Genomic DNA, 18,911 nt, shown 5'->3' with positions numbered 1-18,911 from the left:
CTACCCAGTCCTCAGAGGGCATACGGGTCCGTGCGCGACCGGAGTCGGACGTTCTGCAACAGGCCCACTGCCAGCATGTTCGCGAACATGGCCGAGCCACCGTACGAGACGAACGGCAGGGGCAGGCCCGTGACCGGCATGATGCCCAGGGTCATCCCGACGTTGACGAACGCCTGGAACGCGAACCAGCACACCACCCCGGTGCCGACCAGCGCGCCGAAGGAGTCGTCGGAGGCGCTGGCGATCGACAGCGCCCGCCACAGCACCACGCCGAGCGCGACCAGGATCCCGCCCGCGCCGAGGAAGCCAAGCTCCTCGCCGGCGACGGTGAACACGAAGTCGGTCTGCTGCTCGGGGACGAACTGCCCCTGGGTCTGCTGGCCGTGCAGCAGGCCACGGCCATAAATCCCGCCGTTGGCGATCGCCGTCTTGGCCTGGTCGACGTTGTAGCCGGTGGTCGAGTTGGTGGCGGCGTCGGCCGAGACGAACGAGGTGAGCCGGGCCTCCTGGTAGGGCTTGAGCAGGTGGAACTGCAGGATCGCCGCGCCGAACAGCACGCCGCCGAGCAGCAGCCCGAGCACCCAGCGCCGCGGCGCGCCGCTGACGGCCAGCATGCCGAGGATCACGAAGACCAGCACCATGACGGTGCCGAAGTCCGGCTGCAGCATGATCAGGCCGATGGGCACCAGCGCGAGCGCGAGGACGACGAGGACGTCGACGTCACCGGGGTGGGTCGAGCGCACCCCCTCGCGGCTGTCGCGCTTCTCGCCGAGGATCATCGCCACGCCGACGATCAGCGCGACCTTGGCGAACTCAGACGGCTGCAGCTGGAAGCCGGCCGGCAGCACGATCCACGAGTGCGCGCCGTTGATCGTGCTGCCGACGAGGAGCACCGCGACCAGGCCCAGCAGCGAGCCCAGGTAGACGAACGGCGCGTAGGCCCGCAACAGCCGGTAGTCGAGCAACATCGCCCCGGTCGCGAGCACGAGGCCGATCGCCAGGTTCAGCAGGTGGCGCTTGAGGAAGACGTTCGGGTCGGCGCCCGCGTCCGCGAGCCGCTGCTTGGTCGCGGACCAGACGAGCAGCGCGCCGAGCACGGACAGCGCCAGGACGGCGCCCATCAGCACCCAGTCGAGCCGGCGCAGCGGCGAGTGCCGACCGGAGGCGCGGTCGCGCAGCTGCCCGATCCGGCCGCGCAGCGCGACCGGTGACGACCGCAGCGCGGTCGATCCCAGCTCGTCCACTGTGCCTCCTGTTCGCTCCGTCCGGGCGGCGCGCTCCGGCCCCTTCCCTTGCTTCGCGGCGGGAAGGGACCTCCGCGCGCCGTCCTCCTCCGCTCACGGGCGCTCCGGCGACCTCGCTGCGGCCCGGCCCACCTCGCTTCGCTCGTGGGCCGGGCCTCCGCGGAGGCGCGCCTCCGCGCCGCACGGTCACCCACCGCTGAACGTCACCAACCCACGAACAGCCTCTGTTTGTGGGGCACTTCGCTTCGCTCGTGGGCCGGGCCTCCGCGGAGGCGCGCCTCCGGGCCAGCGCGGTCGCGTGGCGCATGAACGGTACGAACTCAGCTAGGCGCCGAGGGAGGGCCGCTTTGCGTCGCTCGTGGGCTCGGTTTCCGCGCCGTCGCCCAGTGCCTACCTGTCCTCCTCGCGCCGTCGTGGACGGTCGCCGGCTAGCCGGCGGTGCCCGCGGGTGGCGCTCGCGGCCCGGCGGAGGGGCTGGCGGACCTTCCGGACGGGCCCGGGCTCACCGACGGCACGGGGGCGAGGACCGTCGGCGCCACGAGCGCCCCGCCCCCGCCGGACGGAAGACCGGTGCCGTCGGACGGCGGGGCCAGCGCGGCTGGTCCCGGAGTCACCGCTGCCCCACCCGTCGCGTCCGCAGGGGCGGGCGCGAGCGTCGCGTCCCGTCCCACGGCCGGCAGGTCCGCGGGCGGCAGGCCGCCGGGCAGCTCCGCCGGGCGGCCGACACCGAAGATCGCCTGGTAGATCGCCTTCGCCGCCGGCGCCGCGTAGGTGGCGCCGGTGCCGGAGTCGGGAATGTCGACGACGATGGCGTAGCGCGGGTCGTTCACCGGCGCGAACGAGGCGAACCAGGACGTGTCGCCGTGGCCCTCGACCTCGGCGGTGCCGGTCTTGCCGCCGACCGGGATGACGTTGTTCGGCCAGTCGGCGAAGACGCCGGTGGCCGTGCCGCCGCCCTCGGTGGTCACGCCGTGCAGCGAGTCGCGGATGTAGGCCAGCACCTCCGGCGGGACCGGCAGCTTGCCCTTGACCACCGGCTCGAACCGCTTGACGACCTTCCCGTCCGGCGAGACGACGGCCTTGGCGACCTGGGGCTCGTAGAGCGTCCCGCCGTTGGCGATCGCCGCGTAGGCCGCGGCCAGCTGCAGCGGGCTGATCGACAGGTACTGGCCCTGGCCGATGGAGAACTGCGCGGCCGCGCCGGCGTTGTACAGATAGCCGTCGGCGCAGGCCTCGGCGGCGTACTGCTGGTAGCGCTTGGCCGTCGCCGGGTCCTTGACATCCGGGTAGCCGTTCTTCGCCCGCTCGCAGTAGGAGCCCTTCAGCTCCTCCCAGATGGCCTTCGCCTGGTCCCGGTCGACGATGCTGCCCGTAGTCTCGCCCGGCAGGTCGATGCCAGAGCGCGAGCCGAAGCCCATCGCCTCGGCCATCTTCACGAAGTTCTCCGCCGGCGGCGGGTACGGCCCCTTGCCGTTGCGCAGCCCGCCGTCGCGCAGCCACTCGTCGTAGGCGAACTTGTCGAAGATCACGTCGCAGGAGATCACCAGCGCCCGGTGCAGGGTGATCGGGCCCGCGGACGACCCCTCGAAGTTGTGGAAGGTCTGGCCACCGATCTGCAGCGTCGGCGCGCAGTCGAAGTTCTGGTTCGGCTTGGCGCCGAGCTTGGCCATCGCGACCGAGGTCGACACCGGTTTGAAGGTCGACCCGACGGCGCCGGAGCCCTGGTAGGCCCGGGACAGCAGCGGGATGCCGTTGGCCGGGTCGGACAGGGCCGCGTAGTCCTGCTGGGAGACCCCGCCGACGAACACCGACGGGTCGAACGTCGGCAGGCTGACCAGGGCCACGACACCGCCGGTCTTGACGTCCAGCACCACCGCGGAGGCCGTCCGGGCCTGCTGCCCGCCCGGCAGCTTGTCCAGGGTCGAGCGCAGCGCCTCCTCGGCGGCGGCCTGCACGCCGCGGTCCAGGTTGAGCACGACGTGGTCGCCGGGGRCGGGCGCGGTGTTCGACGCGGTGCCCGAGACCCGGCCGAACCGGTCGACCTCCAGCCCCTCCACACCGTCGACGCCGCGCAGCTCGGAGTCGTAGACGGACTCCAGCCCCGCCACGCCGACCAGGCTGTTGAGGTGGTACGCGCCTGGCGTCGCCTCGGCGTCCTTGCCCTGCTTCTTCAGGTCGGCGTCCTGCCGGTCGAGCTGGTCCTGGCTGACGGGCGCGAGGTAGCCGAGCTCGTGAGCGGCGAGTGAGCCGAACGGGTACTCGCGGACCGCCTGCAGGTCGGCGGTGATGCCGGGGAACCGCTCGGGATGCTCGATGATCGCGAGTGCCTGGGCGGGGCTCACGTCCTTGGCGATCGGTACCGGCTGGTAGGGCGAGCCGTTCCAGCACGGCTGGGGGATCTTCGGCCCGCAGAACCGGATCTTCTTCCCGATGTCGTCGACGGACATGCCGATCACCGACGACAGCGCGGCGAAGACCGCCTTGCCGCCGTCGACCTGCCGGTCGGTGGTCGAGCGGTTCACCGAGATGACCAGCGAGCTGCGGTTGCGCACCAGCTGCTCGCCCTGGTCGTCGAGGATCATGCCCCGGGGCGCCGGGGTGACGACCTCCCGGACCCGGTTGGTCTCGGCGACCTTGCGGTAGTGGTCGCCGTCGAGGATCTGCAGCGTCCACAGCCGCGCGCCGAGCGTCACCAGCAGYGACACCGCGAGCACCCGCAGGATGATGATGCGGACGCGCATCCCGTCGTTCACGGCCGCCCCCCGCCCCGCACGGCCGCCCCGCCCCTCACGGCCGCCTCACCCACCGCGTCCGCCTGGTCCGGCGCACACCCGCCGCCATGGCCGGGAACAGGAACGGGGTCAGGAGCGCCGCGTACAGCGCCCCCACCACCGCGCGCAGGAACGCCTGACCGGGAGTGCCGGCGGCGTTGTCGCTGAGCAGCCCGGCGACGGCCACGTTCGCGAGCGTCCCGCCGGCGACCGCGCCGGACACGACCAGCAGCGCGATCGCGACCGACCGCTCGGTCGCCTCGGCGAGCAGGCCCACGAGGTAGCCGAGCAGGCAGCACACCAGCGCCGACCGGCCGAGAACATGGGTGGACATCAGATCGCCGAACAGGCCGACGACGAAGCCGAGCACCGCCCCGGTGACCGGCCCCTCCAGGAGCGCCGCGGTGCCGAGCAGCATCAGCACCAGGTCCGGATGACCGCCCGGCAGCGGCAGCCGCGTCACCACGCTCACCTGCGCGATCGCGGCAGCCAGGAGTATCACCGCGAGCGCGGCGAGCGTCAGCGCGTGGACCTCGCCCTCGCGGTCCGGCTCGAACAGCTGGACGCTCATCCGGTCGAGTCACCTCCCCCTGCCGGCGCGGTGCGTGGCGGCAGCACCCGGTCGCCCGGGTCGGTGGGCGGCTTGCCGACGACGATGCCGACCAGGTCGAGTGTGCCGACGGAGACGTACGGCTTCACTTCGGCCGTCCTAGACAGCCCGTCCGCGTCGGTGACCTTGGTGACCTCGCCAATCGGCACGCCGGCGACGTAGTCGAGGCTCCCGAAGGTGACGAGGCGCTCGCCGGGCCGCACCCGGTACGAGGCGTCGTACAGCGTGAAGACGAGCTTGTTCGGACCGGACCCGCCGGCGACGGAGCCGAGCAGCTGGGTGCCCTCCAGCCTCGCGCCGATCCGGCTGCGCGGGTCGCAGAAGAGCCGGACGACGGCGGTGTGGTCGGTCAGCGAGACGACCGTGCCGACCAGGCCCTTGGAGTTGACCACGATCTTGTCCACGGCCAGGCCGTCCGCCTTGCCCGCGTTGACGGTGACCGTCCAGTCGGTGCCGCTGACGTCTCCGACGGCGATCACCCGGGCCGGGACGATCGTGTACTGGCCCTTGTCCGCGAGCAGCCGCAGCGCGGACAGCTCGGACGCCTGCCGGGCGACCTCGTCCCCGTCGGCGAGCTGGCGGCGCAGGTCGGCGTTCTCCTTGGCCAGCTCGTCGGCACGGTCGTGGTAGCGGTTCGGGTGGAACAGCGAGGAGGCCGTCCGCCCGATCGGCCGCACGACCGTGGTCACGCCGCTCTCGACGCCGCCGACGACCGTGTGCACGACGCCGCGCGCCCCGCCGGAGCTCTCGCCCGTCCGATAGTCGATCGTGATCAGCGCGAAGGTGATGACGAGCAGGACCGCGACGACGAGCCGGGAACGCTTCAGGTCACGTCCCACGACATCTCCTCACCGTCCCAGCCCGACGCCGCCATTCCGGACATCGCCCGACCCGACATTCCCGTGCCCCGCAGGGCGGCTCGGCGCCAGCTCGCGACCCGCCCGGCGGTGCTTAACGCCTGCCGGCACGGACGAACCAGTCCACCCCCGGGTTCCCACGCCCGGCGATTTTCCGAAACGTTGTTCGACCAGCGCCCAATTGTTCCGTCAACCGGGCGCGGTCACACAAAACGACGTCACCCCGCCCACGGCTCGGCCCTGGTCGCTGCGACCCTGAAGGGACGACCCCCCAAGGTCACGCGAAGCCCGACATCGAGGGCCCGGAGGTCGCCTCGGAGTAATACGATCCAGCCCTCCTGACCGCGACCCCCTGACCGCAACGACCCCTAAGGTCGAGCRAAGCCCGACATCGGGGGTCCGGGGGTCGCCCCCCGGAGCAATATTGGTGAGCAGGCCTCGGCGAAGCCGCCCCGAGGGCGGCGAGCAGAGTCCACCCCAACCCGCCTGCTCACCGCCGACGCGGTTCGGAGATGAGGACCTGCTGCAGGGCTTCGAACTCCTCGACGCATTTGCCGGAGCCCATGGCGACGGAGTGCAGTGGATTGTCGGCGATGTGGATCGGCATGCCGGTCTCGTTGCGCAGCCGCTCGTCGAGGCCGCGCAGCAGGGCGCCGCCGCCGGTCAGCACGATGCCGCGGTCCATGACGTCGCCAGCGAGCTCGGGCGGGCAGCGGTCCAGCGTGACCTTCACGGCGTCGATGACCGCGTTCACCGGCTCCTCGATGGCCTTGCGGATCTCCTCGGCGGTGACCACGATCGTCTTCGGCAGGCCGGTTACGAGGTCGCGACCACGGATCTCGGCGCTTGGCTCGTCCGGCACCTTGTACGCGGAGCCGATCGCCATCTTGATCTCCTCGGCGGTCCGCTCGCCGAGCATCAGCGAGTACTCCTTCTTCACGTAGGAGATGATCGCCGTGTCCAGCTCGTCGCCCGCGATCCGGATGGACTGGCTGGTCACGATGCCGCCGAGCGAGATCACCGCGACCTCGGTGGTGCCGCCGCCGATGTCGACGACCATGTTGCCGGTCGGCTCGTGCACGGGCAGGCCCGCGCCGATGGCGGCGGCCATCGGCTCCTCGATGATGTAGACCCGGCGGGCACCCGCCTCGTAGCCGGCGTCCTTGACGGCCCGCTGCTCGACGCCGGTGATCCCACTCGGCACGCAGACGACAAGCCGGGGCTTGGCGAAGTGCCGGCGGCGGTGAACCTTCTGGATGAAGTAGCGCAGCATCCGCTCGGTGGTCTCGAAGTCCGCGATCACGCCGTCCTTGAGCGGGCGGACCGCGACGACGTTGCCCGGCGTCCGACCGATCATGCGCTTGGCGTCGGTGCCGACCGCGAGGATGCCCGTGGTGGTGGTGTTGATCGCGACGACGCTCGGCTCGTTGAGCACGATCCCACGCCCGCGTACGTAGACGAGCGTGTTGGCGGTGCCAAGGTCGACCGCCATGTCACGACCGAGGAATGACAAAGAACTGGACATCGTCGGGCCGACCCTCCCGGAGATGCGGTCCTGGGCGCCACCGTGCTCAGCCCGGGCTCGCCGGGCCCGCCGGCCCGCCCTCGAACAGATCAAGGTTCTTAGGCTCTTGGACTTCGGGATGCTGCTCTAGCTTGGTATCACTCACTTCGGTAATACAGGCTTCTACTTGACCGTGCTGGCCGCGGCTTGCCCGGGGGACGCCGGTACCACGGGATTGGAGCTGCATTTACTTTTCTACGGTAGACGGGTGGGCCTCGCGTGGGACGATTCAGGGCGTCCGGCGTGCCCCATGGCGACACCTGAAAGGTTAGACCGCGCCACCGACAGCCCGCCCCCCAGCGAGGACGTGTCACCCATGGTGCCGACAGGTCATCGCCGCCCAGCCCGGCCCTCGCCGCCCATCGCGACCACCTCCGGACTCACCGCCACCGGCCGGCGGGTCCGCCCGCCGACACCCGGTCCTACCCTCGCAAACCGCCCGGCCGCCCGGCGGGACGCCACGCCGGACCACGGCGCCGACTCACCCGGGAAGAGCGACCCGGAAGACGGGGGTCAGCGTCCAGACAACCCGGTATAGCCCCGTGGATCGATCGGGAAGGCGCGGGTCAGCGCCTAGAGGGCTCGGCATAGCCCCGTGGATCCGATCCGCCGGGGCGGATCGGATCCACGGGGACCCCGACGTCCAGGCACCACGGGGAACCCGACATCCAGGCGTCGGGGGGTTCACGACGTCCTGGCGCGATTCGCCGGGAGAGGAGCTCCCGGCGGGGCCGTCAGGTCAGGCCCGGGCTGTCAGGTCAGGCCCGGGAAGAACAGGTCGATCTCCCGCTTGGCGGACTCGGGCGAGTCCGAACCGTGGACGAGGTTCTGGCCGATCTCCAGGGCGTAGTCGCCGCGGATGGAACCGGGAACGGCCTTCACCGGGTCGGTGACGCCCATCAGGCCGCGCGTGCCCTCGATCGCGCGCGGGCCCTCCACGACCAGCGCGACCAGCGGGCCGGAGGTGATGAACTCGACCAGCTCGCCGAAGAACGGCTTGGTCGCGTGCTCGCCGTAGTGCGTCTCGGCGACGGACTTCTCCAGCGTGCGCAGCTCCAGGGCAACCAGGCTGAGGCCCTTACCCTCGAGACGGCTGATGATCTCCCCGACGAGGCCGCGGCTGACGCCGTCGGGCTTGACCAGGACGAGGGTGCGCTCGGCGGACACTGGACTCCTCATTTCGCGTCATCGTTGACAGAGCGGATGTAACGCACCGTGCCGGTCGCGTTGTGGCCGATCGCGTTGCGGCAGGTCGCGTTGTGATCCACGCCGGGGCCGGGGCCCTAGCGCTCTCGGCCCAACCTACAGGGCCCTACGACCGTCCATTTGGGCGGCGCCGGCGACATGACCTCCATCCCGCCGGCAGGCCGACCGCGGACCTGGTCCGCCTAACGGATCGGGTCCGACCACAGTGGTCGAAAAGCGACGATCATCGGACGGCGAGGGACGCGCGGCGGGCGACCACAGGACTCACCGAGCCAGCAGGTGACGGGCCTCGCCCACGGTGGTCAGCGAGCCGGTCACGACGACGCCGCCACCACCGAGGTCGGCGTCCTCCTCCACCAGCCGTACCGCCGCCTCGATCGCGTCGTCGAGCCGTGGCGCGACCTCCACCCGGTCCGTCCCGAAGATCTCGACGGCGACCGCGGCGAGCTCGTCGACCGGCCGCGCCCGCGGCGACGCGCTCTGCGTGACCACGATGGAGCTGAACACCGGCTCCAGCACCGACAGCATGCCGAGCGCGTCCTTGTCGGAGAGCAGGCCGACCACGCCGACGACGAGGTCGAACGCGAACGCGTCGGTGAGYGCCTCGGCCAGCGACTGCGCGCCGGCCACGTTGTGGGCCCCGTCGAGCACGATGGTCGGCGAGCGGCGGACGACCTCGAGCCGCCCCGGGGACGTGACACTCGCGAACCCGCCCCGGACGGCCTCGACGTCCAGCGGCTCGGCCCCGCCACCGAGGAACGCCTCGACGGCGACGAGCGCGCACGCGGCGTTGTGCGCCTGGTGCTCACCGTGCAGCGGCAGGAAGATCTCGTCGTAGACGCCGCCGAGGCCGCGCAACGCCAGCATCTGACCGCCGACGGCCACCTGCCGCCGGGCCACCCCGAACTCCAGCCCCTCCCGGGCGAGCGGGGTACCCAGCTCGGCGGCGCGCTCGGCGAGCACCCGGGCCGCGCCCAGCGGCTGCGTGCCGAGCACGGCGAGGCCGCCGGGCCGCAGGATGCCGGCCTTCTCCGCGGCGACCTCCTCGACGGTGGAGCCGAGCTCGGGATGGTCGAGGCCGATCGGCGTCACCACCTGCACGACGCTGTCGACGACGTTGGTCGCGTCCCAGGTGCCGCCCATCCCGACCTCGACGATGCCCACGTCCACCGGGGCGTCGGCGAAGGCCGAGAAGGCCATGGCGGTCAGCAGCTCGAAGAAGGTGACCCGCTCGGCGTGCCGGCCGTCGACGAGCTCGACGTAGGGCAGCACGTCGTCGAACGCCCGCGCGAACACCTCGGCGCTGGCCGGGTGCCCGTCGATGCTGATCCGCTCGGTGACGCTCTCCAGGTGCGGCGAGGTGTACCTGCCGGGCCGCAGCCCGAACCCGCGCAGCAGCGCGTCGATCATCCGAGCCGTCGACGTCTTGCCGTTCGTGCCGGTCAGGTGAACGACCGGGAACGAACGCTCGGGATGGCCGAGCAGGTCGACGAGGTCGCGCATCCGCTCCAGGTCGGGGATCATCCGATGCGGGAACCGCCCGGCGAGCGCCTTCTCCACCCGCGACAGGTCGTCCCTCGCGGTGTCCCCGCCGCCGCCCGCGGCCCCGTCGGAACCGCCCCTCGTGCTCGCCGGCCGGCCGTCTCGCCCGTTGTCCACCACGCACGAAGGTTATCTCCGGATACCCCGCCGCCCCGCCGGGCGCCGGCCCGCCGAGCGCCGACGCGGCCACCGTCGACCGCCACATCTCGCGCGCGGGTGACCGACGCCACGGATCGCCCGTTTCCTGTAGGTACGCGGCTAGCGTGACCGGGCGTGGGCGAGTTCGAGAAGGCGATCGCCGCCGAGGTCGATGACGCCGGCGTCTGGACGGCCGGCGTCGCCGAGGGCTGGGACATCGGCGGCCACCCGCACGGCGGCTATCTCATGGCGCTGGCTGCCCGGATCGCGCTCGAGGCGACCGATCGGGAGCATCCCCTGTCGATCACCGCGCACTTCCTGCGCTCCCCCGCGATCGCGCCCGTCTCCGCCAAGCCCGCGCTGCTGCGCGCCGGGCGCTCCACCGCGGTCGTCGCCGTCGACCTGCACCAGGACGGCGAGCCCATCCTGGCCACCCTGACCACCACCGGCCGGATACCAGGCACCTCCGCGCCCGTCTTCCAGCGCGGCACCGCGCCCACCCTGCCGGCACCGGAAGCCTGCGTCGACGTCGACAMCCCCGGCAACCCGTTCCGCCAGAACCTGCACGACAGGCTCGACATCCGGCTGGACCCGGGCACCGTCGGCTGGGCAACTGGCAGGCCACGGGGGGTGGGCGAGATCCGCGGCTGGGTGCGGCCGCGCGACGGCTCCGAGCCCGACCCGCTGTTCCTCCTGGTCGCGCTGGACGCGCTGCCCCCAACGACGTTCGACTTCGGCATCTTCGGCTGGGTGCCCACGGTGGAGCTCACGGCCCTGCTACGCGCCGCGCCGGCCCCCGGCTGGCTGCGGGTGGTGGTACGCAGCCACCTGATCGACGACGGCTGGCTCGACGAGGACGTAGAGGTCTGGGACTCCTCCGACCGCCTGGTCGCCCAAGGCCGCCAACTGGCCGGCTACCGCGCCTGACCAGGCGGCACCCCGTGGCGGGCGCGGAGCGTCCGCCACGGGACAGCCCTACGCCGACTTCTCCTGGCGGGTGTTGCGCTTGGCGGCGCTGATGTCGCGCGGCACCAGCGTGGGGTTCACGTGCTCCAGCACGACCTCGCGGGTGACGACGACGCGGGCGACGTCCTTGCGGCTCGGGATGTCGTACATCACCGACATCAGCACCTCCTCCATGATGGCGCGCAGGCCACGCGCGCCGGTACCGCGCAGGATCGCCTGGTCGGCGATCGCCTCGAGCGCGTCGGAGGTGAAGTCGAGGTCGACGTTGTCCAGCTCGAAGAGCCGCTTGTACTGGCGGACGAGAGCGTTCTTCGGCTCGGTCAGGATGCGGATCAGCGCTTCGCGGTCCAGGTTCTGCACGCTGGTGAGAACCGGCAGCCGGCCGATGAACTCGGGGATCATCCCGTACTTGAGCAGGTCCTCCGGCATGACGTCGCCGAAGACGTCGGAGGCGTCCGGGTCGTCCTTGCCGTGCAGGACGGCGCGGAAGCCGAGCGACTTCTTGCCGATCCGCGACTCGATGATCCGGTCGAGCCCCGCGAACGCGCCGCCGACGATGAACAACACGTTCGTCGTGTCGATCTGGATGAACTCCTGGTGCGGGTGCTTGCGTCCACCCTGCGGCGGCACGCTCGCCGTGGTGCCTTCGAGGATCTTCAGCAGCGCCTGCTGCACGCCCTCGCCGGAGACATCCCTGGTGATGCTCGGGTTCTCCGACTTTCGGGCGATCTTGTCGACCTCGTCGATGTAGATAATCCCGGTTTCGGCCTTCTTGACGTCGTAGTCGGCCGCCTGGATCAGCTTGAGCAGGATGTTCTCGACGTCCTCACCGACGTAGCCGGCCTCGGTGAGGGCGGTGGCGTCGGCGATCGCGAACGGCACGTTGAGCATCCGGGCGAGCGTCTGCGCGAGCAGCGTCTTGCCGCAGCCCGTCGGCCCGAGCAGCAGGATGTTGCTCTTGGCCAGCTCGACGTCGCCTTTGCCCCCCTCGCCCTGGGCAGCGCCTCCGGCCTGGATCCGCTTGTAGTGGTTGTAGACCGCAACCGACAGCGTCTTCTTCGCGGTCTCCTGGCCCACCACGTAGCCGTCGAGGAACTCGTAGATCTCCCGCGGCTTGGGAAGTTCATCCCATTTGAGCTCGGAGGACTCGGAGAGCTCCTCCTCGATGATCTCGTTGCAGAGATCAATGCACTCGTCGCAGATGTAGACGCCGGGGCCGGCGATGAGCTTTTTCACCTGCTTCTGCGACTTCCCGCAGAACGAACACTTCAGCAGGTCGCCGCCATCACCGATGCGTGCCACCGAGGACTCAGTCCCTTCGTCCAGACGATGGGGTCGCCTGCAGCTCGGGGGCGGCTGCCGCCGCCCGGTCGTCGCGTGTCGAGTGAGCCATCGATGTCTCCTGCGCTATCCCCGGCTCGGGGTTTCTCCCGGACCGAGGAAGCCGATCCGGAAGGTCCACCGCCGGCCAGCCCACCAGCCGCTTCGGGCCGTTGCGCCCAGCGCCCCCGTGACTGGCCAGTCGACCAGCCCGCCAGCCGGGTCAGGCACGGACACACTCCGCCCGCCGTGCCCGCGCCCAGCCGGTGCTGCCACACCGTCTCCCGCTCCCGCGGCGGCCAACCTGCCGGCCGATCCCCGCCGGCCGCCGCGAGAGATGTCACGTGGGGGACGGTACCCCGCCACACCGCCCGACGAGAGCCCTATCGCACGGCTCATTCCGGTCAGCGTGCCTGGGGCGATGACCGCCGGGCATACGAAGGAAGAACGTTTTCGCACACCCTTTGGCCCTCTAGCGTACGGCTGTTTGACACCGTCAGCGGGCAGCGGCCAGACGAGACGACTTACGGGTCTTGATCACTTCGTCGATCAGGCCGTACTCCTTGGCCTCGTCGGCGGAGAGGATCTTGTCGCGCTCGATGTCGCGGCGGATCTGCTCCTCCGGCTTGCCGGTGTGGTCGGCCAGCATTCTCTCCAGGAGCGAGCGCATGCGAAGGATCTCCTTCGCCTGGATCTCGATGTCGCTCGACTGGCCCTCGCCCGAGCCGGACGGCTGGTGGATGAGGATCCGGCTGTTCTGCAGCGCGAACCGCTTGCCCGGCGTGCCGGCGGCCAGCAGCACGGCCGCGGCCGAGGCGGCCTGGCCCATGCAGATGGTCTGGATGTCCGGGCGGACGAACTGCATCGTGTCGTAGATGGCCGTCAGTGAGGTGAACGACCCACCGGGCGAGTTGATGTAGATCGAGATGTCGCGGTCCGGGTCCTCGGACTCGAGGAAGAGCAGCTGCGCCATGACGTCATTGGCCGACACGTCGTCGATCTGGACGCCGAGGAAGACGATCCGCTCCTTGAGCAGCTTCGAGTACGGGTCCATGCCGTACTCGCCGCGAGACGTCTTCTCGATGATGTTCGGCAGCACGTAGCGGCCGGTCTGCTGGTAACGAGACATGATCGTGCCCTCCGAAGAAGCTCTAGCGCCAGGCCGTCAGGAATGCCGCGACTAGCTGGGCACGTCGCTGGGCACCTGACCGGCGCGCTGGACGACGTGGTCGACGAAGCCGTAGTCCTTCGCCTCCTCGGCCGTGAACCAGCGGTCACGGTCGGAGTCCCGCTCGATCTGGTCGATCGGCTGGCCGGTGTGGAAGGCGATCCGCTCCTGCATCGTGCGCTTGGTGTAGAGCATCTGCTCGGCCTGGATGGCGATGTCGGACGCGGTGCCTCCGATGCCGCCCGACGGCTGGTGCATCATGATCCGCGCGTGCGGCAGCGAGTAGCGCTTGCCCGGCGCGCCGGCGCACAGCAGGAACTGGCCCATCGACGCGGCCAGGCCCATCGAGAAGGTGGCCACGTCGTTCGAGACGAACTGCATCGTGTCGTAGATCGCCATACCCGYGCTGACCGAGCCACCCGGCGAGTTGATGTACAGCGAGATGTCCTTGGCCGGGTCCTCGGCGCTGAGCAGCAGCAGCTGCGCGCAGATCTGGTTCGCGATGTTGTCCTCGACCACCGAGCCAAGGACGATGATCCGCTCCCGAAGGAGGCGGTTGTAGACGTCGTCGCCGAATCCCGGGCCACCCTGGCCCGGCGACCGGAGGCTCGGGCCACCCGGCACGGCCAGACTCGGCACTACGAACTCACTCACGGTCGGCTCCTCGGCTTTCCTGCCCAGAGACACCCCAGGCCGGGCCTCCGGCTGCGCGACGCTTCGCTCTCATCGCGCGGCCTTCCGCCTCACCTGCAATACCCACGGGCGACAGCTTGACCGGCTCGACACTATCTGTGACCCGCGTCAGTTCCGGCCCATCCGGCTCGATGTTCGCGCTGGGCAGAGGCCGAGCCCGGACACGACTCGGCCCCCGCGGCGATCGCCACGGGGGCCGGGCTCGGTCACAACGGACCGCGAGCGACCTGACGGACCTAGTGGTCGTGGCCCTCATGGTCGTGATCATGGTCGTGGCCCTCGTGATCGTGGCCGAGCTCGAGGTCGAGGTCGTCGACGTCCAGCGGCTCCGGCCGCTCCGGGAGATCCAGCGTGATCGGGCTGTCCTCGCCGTCGACGACGGTCGCGGTGCGCAGCAGGTGCAGCAGCGCCTTGTTGCGCATGATGTCCGACATGAGGGCGGTCAGGCCCGCGCCGTTGCCGGACGCCAGCTGCTGCGCGTACTGCTCGGGCGCGATCCCCATCCGCTGCGAGAGCAGCACGATCTGCTCCATCAGCTCGCCCTGGTCGATCCCGATCGACTCGGTGCGCACGACCGTGTCCAGGATGAACTGGGACTTGATGGCCTTCGTCGCCGAGTCGCGGACCTGGTTGTCGAACTCCTCGGGCTCCTGGTCCAGCGTCTTGAGGTAGGTCTCCCGGTCGACGCCGAAGCGCTCCAGGTCATGGCCGAGCCGGTGCTCCCGCGCCTCGATCTCGGTGGCCAGCACCGAGTCGGGCACGGGCACGTCGACGGTCTCGACCAGCTGCTCGAGCAACCGCTCGCGCGCCTGGTTGACCTGCTCGAACTTGCGGGTGCCCTCGAGCCGCTCGCGCACGTCGGCCTTCAGCTCCTCGAGCGTGTCGAACTCGCTCGCGGTGGTCGCGAAGTCGTCGTCGAGCGCCGGAAGCTCCTTCTCCTTGACGCCCCGCACGACCGCGGTGACCTGGGCGGTCTGGCCCTTGCGGTCGCCGGCGAGCAGCTCGGTGTCGAACGTGCGGCTGTCGCCCTCGCTCGCGCCGACGATCGCGTCGTCGATGCCGTCGATGAGGTTGCCGCTGCCCACCTCGTAGGACATGCCGGTCGCCGTCGCGTCCTCGACGGGCTCGCCGTCGACCGTCGCCGACAGGTCCAGCGACACGTAGTCGCCGGAGGCCACCGGCCGCTCGACCGGCGTCAGCACGGCGAACCGCTCCCGCATCGAGCTCAGCTGCGTGTCGACCTGCTCGTCGGTGACCTCGACCGAGTCAACCGTGACCTTGAGGCCGTCGGCAGCCGGAAGGACGACATCCGGCCGGACGTCCACCTCCGCGGTGAAGACGATCGGGCTGCCCTCGGTGAACTCGGTGACGTCCACCTCCGGCCGCGACAGCACGTCGACGTCCTCGGCCTCGACCGCCTGCGAATAGAAGCTCGGCAGGGCCTCCTGCAGCGCCTCGTCGAGGATCACCTCACGCCCGAGCCGCTGGTCCAGGATCCGCGGCGGCACCTTGCCCGGCCGGAACCCGGAGACCCGAACCTGCCGGGACAGCTTCTTGTAGGTGGCGTCCAGGGAGGGCTTCAGGTCGTCGAAGGGCACCTCGACGGTGAGTTTGACCCTGGTCGGGCTGAGTGTCTCCTTGGTGGCCTTCACGGCGCGGCTGTCTCCTGGTACGACGGCGGACGGGGAACGGGGACGGGTAACGCGCCGAGATTACGCCTCACGGCGACCCGAGAACCCCAGCCTGTCTCCTGGAGCCCACTAGTTACGCCACGCGAGGCCCGACGGTTGGGGGCTTCCCCAAAACCTGCCCCTCGGTAAAACCTGCCCCTCGGTCGAGCGAAGCTCGACATCGGGGGGTCTGAGGGGTCGACCCCCCAGACGAGATCGCGGCCTCCGGGAAGCTGCCCCAAGGGGCAGCGAACAGGATGAACCAGCCCGTCGGGGCGGGGAGACTCGAACTCCCGATCTCCTGCACCCAAAGCAGGCGCGCTAGCCACTACGCTACGCCCCGAAGCGTTGCCCACCCATCCTACGGTGTGGACCGGCCACGATCACGGGGCGGGTCGAAGATCCCAGCCCGGCCCGCCCACGACCCGCCAGGCCGGCCCCGGTGACCGCGCCTTCCCTGGTGGACCTCGTCGCGGCCCGCCGCACCGTCGGCGCCATTTCCGGGTAAGCTCATCGCGACGATCACCACGCGGGTGTAGCTCAATGGCAGAGCCCCAGCCTTCCAAGCTGGCCATGCCGGTTCGATCCCGGTCACCCGCTCGGGCCGGCGACTGCTGCTTGTTGACCTTCGGTCACCTTCGCCAACGGCCGCTATTTTGCCCCGGGGCCGAGCCCCGGACCCCACGTGCCCCGGCGACGCTTCCCACCAGCAACCACCGGCACTCACCAACCGCTGCCGCTCGTTGACCTTCGGTCAACTTCGGTGGACCGCGCCGCTTGTTGACCTTCGGTCACCTTCGCCAACGGCCGCTATTTTGCCCCGGGGCCGAGCCCCGGACCCCACGTGCCCCGGCGACGCTTCCCACCAGCAACCACCGGCACTCACCAACCGCTGCCGCTCGTTGACCTTCGGTCAACTTCGGTGGACCGCGCCGCTTGTTGACCTTCGGTCACCTTCGCCAACGGCCGCTATTTTGCCCCGGGGCCGAGCCCCGGACCCCACGTGCCCCGGCGACGCTTCCCACCAGCAACCACCGGCACTCACCAACCGCTGCCGCTCGTTGACCTTCGGTCAACTTCGGTGGACCGCGCTACTCGTTGACCTTCGGTCAACTTTGCCGTTGGCCGTCGTTTTCTTGGCTCACTGCCGGCGGTGGCATTGTCGCCAAGGGGATCCCACGGGTCACAACAGGGCCACATGGGCGCGGGCCGTGCCTAGGGGCCGTTGCAGGGCGGATGGCAAGCTTCACGCTATGTCTGAGGTGGGAGCGGGGGTGGCGGCGGGGCTACTGGGCGCGGTGGTACCGGACGTCGCGGTCGCGGTGGAGACGTTCACCGACGAGACCGACGCCGTGCTGTTCCCCGCCGAGGAGACCGTGATCGAGCGCGCCGTCGACAAACGGCGGCGCGAGTTCACCACCGGGCGGGTCTGCGCGCGCCGCGCGCTCGCACGGTTGGGGGTCGAGCCTGGACCGCTGCTGCCGGGGCCCAAGCGGGAGCCGCTATGGCCGGCCGGCATCGTCGGCAGCATCACTCACTGCGACGGGTACCGCGCCGCCGTCGTCGCCTGGTCGCGGCACCTCACCTCCGTGGGGATCGACGCCGAGCCGAATGGCCCCACCCCGGAGGGCGTCCTGGAGCGGATATCACTGCCGTCCGAACGGGTGTGGATCCAGGCGGTCGCCGCCCGCACCCCCGAGGTCAGCTGGGACCGGCTGTTGTTCTGTGCCAAGGAGTCCGTCTACAAGGCCTGGTTCCCGCTCGCCCAGGAGTGGCTCGGGTTCGAGGACGCCGAGGTCACCGAGGTCGGGTTCACCGACGACGGCTCCGGCCAGGGCGGCGATGCCGGCGCGGGCCGGCGGACCGGGACGTTCGCGGCGCGGCTGCTGGTCACGGGGCCGACGCTGCCGGACGGGCAGCGGCTGACGGCGCTACGGGGGCGGTTCGTCGTCGGGCAGGGACTGATCGTCACCGCGGTCGCGGTCCAGCCTGGCGGGAGCGCGTCGTGAGCCGGCGGCGCTGGCTACCGGTCGCCGTGTGCGCCGGGGTGCTGCTGAACACGGCGCGGTTGCGCCGGCGGTTGTCCGCTTTGCCGGTCATCGAGCCCTCCGACGACCAGATCCACCACGACCACGTCTTCCTGCTCGCCGACGGCGTCCACCTCGACGACGCCCAACAACGCGCCGCCAGCGCCCACGCCCGCCACCACGGTCTCGACGTCCTCGACCTCGTACCCGAAGACCTCACCGCCGACCGGCTCCTCGACCTCGCCCGCATGCTCGACACCACCACCTACCAGGCCAACCGGCTCGCCTGGGGCCGGGGCGCCCATCAGGCCCTGATGATCAACCGGGAGGTCCTCGTCCGTGCGGGGCTGCACCCGAAGGACGTCACCGAAACCGACCTCGTCACCGTCACCGAGACGCTCAAGCGGCACGCGCCRGTCAGCACCGGGGTCGCCGTGCTCCCGGGGCTGCGCGCCGCGACCCGCACGGGGGCCCGCAGGCTCGACGTCCAGCGGGTGGCCTACCGCTGGAACCCGGTGGGCACGCTAGGTCCGACGGCGCGGGACCTGGCGCTCGTCGCCGGGGCGACCGCCGCGCCCGGCTGGGCGCTCGCCGCCGCCACCGCGAGCTGGCTGCAACCCGCCCTCATCGCCACCGGCGGCCCGCTCCACCTGACCGACACGCTTGCCTCCCCTCTCACCCGCCGCCGCGGCGCCGCCGAACTGCTCGCCGACCTCACCGGGCGTTCCGAACCGTCACCGACGGGCGCGTCGCAGCACCCCGGCACGGCTGTGGTCGCCCGTGACGGCGCGCCCTCCGTGCACGGCGTCGCCGGGCGGTTGGCACGGTGGTGGGTCGCGCCGCCGAAGGCGTTCGTGCCCGAGGGCAAGGCGCAGACCGACGAGCTGCGCGCGGCCTACCGGGCCGAGCTCACCGGCGGGGTGCAGCGCTTCCTCGAGCCGGCGCGCTCTACCTGCCCGTGGTGTGGCGGCGCGCAGTTGAACAAGGTCATCATTGGTTTCGACGCCACTCAGGCCAAGCCGGGCCGGTTCCGCTATGACCGTTGCTCCGAGTGCCGGCACGTCTTCCAGAACCCGCGGCTCACCCCGGAGGGGCTGGACTTCTACTACCGCGACTTCTACGACGGCCTCGGCGG

General features: G+C 70.9%; 13 protein-coding genes, 2 tRNA genes and 1 pseudogene. 4 read left to right on the top strand and 12 right to left on the bottom strand.

The annotated features are described in order from the left end of the window. Window positions 1–11: 11 nt before the first annotated feature. The 7 genes from rodA to BCD49_RS21915 form a co-directional block, all read right to left on the bottom strand. Window positions 12–1,244 (bottom strand): rod shape-determining protein RodA, encoded by a 1,233-nt coding sequence (gene rodA, locus BCD49_RS21945; RefSeq protein WP_007517678.1) that lies wholly within the window; start codon window positions 1,242–1,244, stop codon window positions 12–14. A 428-nt stretch (window positions 1,245–1,672) separates the two neighbouring features. After that, window positions 1,673–3,997, bottom strand: coding sequence for a penicillin-binding protein 2 (gene mrdA / locus BCD49_RS21940; RefSeq protein ID WP_071041843.1), 2,325 nt, complete (start codon window positions 3,995–3,997; stop codon window positions 1,673–1,675). A gap of 34 nt (window positions 3,998–4,031) precedes the next feature. Next, a complete protein-coding gene (mreD, locus tag BCD49_RS21935; RefSeq protein WP_007517682.1) occupies window positions 4,032–4,586 on the bottom strand; it encodes a rod shape-determining protein MreD in 555 nt (184 codons plus the stop codon). After that, window positions 4,583–5,464 (bottom strand): rod shape-determining protein MreC, encoded by an 882-nt coding sequence (gene mreC, locus BCD49_RS21930; protein ID WP_007517684.1) that lies wholly within the window; start codon window positions 5,462–5,464, stop codon window positions 4,583–4,585. The genes mreD and mreC overlap by 4 nt, the downstream gene beginning before the upstream one ends. Window positions 5,465–5,972: 508 nt before the next feature. Next, window positions 5,973–7,007, bottom strand: coding sequence for a rod shape-determining protein (locus BCD49_RS21925; protein ID WP_007517686.1), 1,035 nt, complete (start codon window positions 7,005–7,007; stop codon window positions 5,973–5,975). Window positions 7,008–7,799: 792 nt separating this feature from the next. After that, window positions 7,800–8,213: a nucleoside-diphosphate kinase gene (gene ndk / locus BCD49_RS21920; protein WP_007517687.1), complete on the bottom strand. Its 414-nt coding sequence runs from the start codon at window positions 8,211–8,213 to the stop codon at window positions 7,800–7,802. A 303-nt stretch (window positions 8,214–8,516) separates the two neighbouring features. Then, entirely contained in the window at window positions 8,517–9,914 is a 1,398-nt protein-coding gene (locus BCD49_RS21915) for a bifunctional folylpolyglutamate synthase/dihydrofolate synthase (RefSeq protein ID WP_007517689.1), read from the bottom strand. A gap of 153 nt (window positions 9,915–10,067) precedes the next feature. On the opposite strand from BCD49_RS21915, the gene BCD49_RS21910 reads away from it, so the two are divergent. Then, window positions 10,068–10,859 carry a thioesterase family protein gene (locus BCD49_RS21910; protein ID WP_071041842.1) on the top strand — a complete coding sequence of 264 codons (792 nt, stop codon included), beginning with the start codon at window positions 10,068–10,070 and terminating at the stop codon, window positions 10,857–10,859. 48 nt (window positions 10,860–10,907) lie between these two features. Here the strand turns inward: BCD49_RS21910 and clpX are convergent, their stop codons facing one another. The 5 genes from clpX to BCD49_RS21885 all read right to left on the bottom strand — a co-directional run bounded on the left by clpX (window position 10,908) and on the right by BCD49_RS21885 (window position 16,092). Continuing rightward, entirely contained in the window at window positions 10,908–12,200 is a 1,293-nt protein-coding gene (gene clpX, locus BCD49_RS21905; protein ID WP_007517693.1) for an ATP-dependent Clp protease ATP-binding subunit ClpX, read from the bottom strand. Between the two features lie 514 nt (window positions 12,201–12,714). Next, on the bottom strand, window positions 12,715–13,347 hold the full coding sequence (locus tag BCD49_RS21900) for an ATP-dependent Clp protease proteolytic subunit (RefSeq protein ID WP_007517695.1): 633 nt from the start codon (window positions 13,345–13,347) through the stop codon (window positions 12,715–12,717). A gap of 51 nt (window positions 13,348–13,398) precedes the next feature. Next, window positions 13,399–14,040, bottom strand: coding sequence for an ATP-dependent Clp protease proteolytic subunit (locus BCD49_RS21895; protein ID WP_071041877.1), 642 nt, complete (start codon window positions 14,038–14,040; stop codon window positions 13,399–13,401). 275 nt (window positions 14,041–14,315) lie between these two features. Further along, window positions 14,316–15,731 (bottom strand): trigger factor, encoded by a 1,416-nt coding sequence (gene tig, locus BCD49_RS21890; RefSeq protein ID WP_007517699.1) that lies wholly within the window; start codon window positions 15,729–15,731, stop codon window positions 14,316–14,318. Window positions 15,732–16,019: 288 nt separating this feature from the next. Beyond that, a tRNA-Pro gene (locus BCD49_RS21885) sits at window positions 16,020–16,092 on the bottom strand. Window positions 16,093–16,278: 186 nt separating this feature from the next. Between BCD49_RS21885 and BCD49_RS21880 the strand changes: the two genes are divergently transcribed. From BCD49_RS21880 to BCD49_RS21870, 3 genes and pseudogenes are all read left to right on the top strand, one after another. Continuing rightward, a tRNA-Gly gene (locus tag BCD49_RS21880) sits at window positions 16,279–16,349 on the top strand. Between the two features lie 653 nt (window positions 16,350–17,002). After that, complete coding sequence (locus BCD49_RS21875) at window positions 17,003–17,758, top strand: 4'-phosphopantetheinyl transferase family protein (protein ID WP_027141039.1); 756 nt, start codon at window positions 17,003–17,005, stop codon at window positions 17,756–17,758. Further along, a pseudogene (locus BCD49_RS21870) lies at window positions 17,755–18,911 on the top strand (class I SAM-dependent methyltransferase); the annotation flags it as partial. The gene BCD49_RS21875 and the pseudogene BCD49_RS21870, both read left to right, overlap by 4 nt.

The organism is Pseudofrankia sp. EUN1h (genome assembly GCF_001854645.1).
Lineage (GTDB): Bacteria > Actinomycetota > Actinomycetes > Frankiales > Frankiaceae > Pseudofrankia > Pseudofrankia saprophytica.
The sequence above is the reverse complement of the archived record's forward strand: the minus strand, read 5'-3'. Positions and strand labels throughout refer to the sequence as shown.

What these genes read in the sequence shown, in the direction of transcription:
- BCD49_RS21925 (WP_007517686.1), bottom strand. Translation starts at nt 7,007, where the DNA reads ATGTCCAGTTCTTTGTCATTCCTCGGTCGTGACATGGCGGTCGACCTT.
- mreD (WP_007517682.1), bottom strand. Translation starts at nt 4,586, where the DNA reads ATGAGCGTCCAGCTGTTCGAGCCGGACCGCGAGGGCGAGGTCCACGCG.
- BCD49_RS21900 (WP_007517695.1), bottom strand. Translation starts at nt 13,347, where the DNA reads ATGTCTCGTTACCAGCAGACCGGCCGCTACGTGCTGCCGAACATCATC.
- BCD49_RS21875 (WP_027141039.1), top strand. Translation starts at nt 17,003, where the DNA reads ATGTCTGAGGTGGGAGCGGGGGTGGCGGCGGGGCTACTGGGCGCGGTG.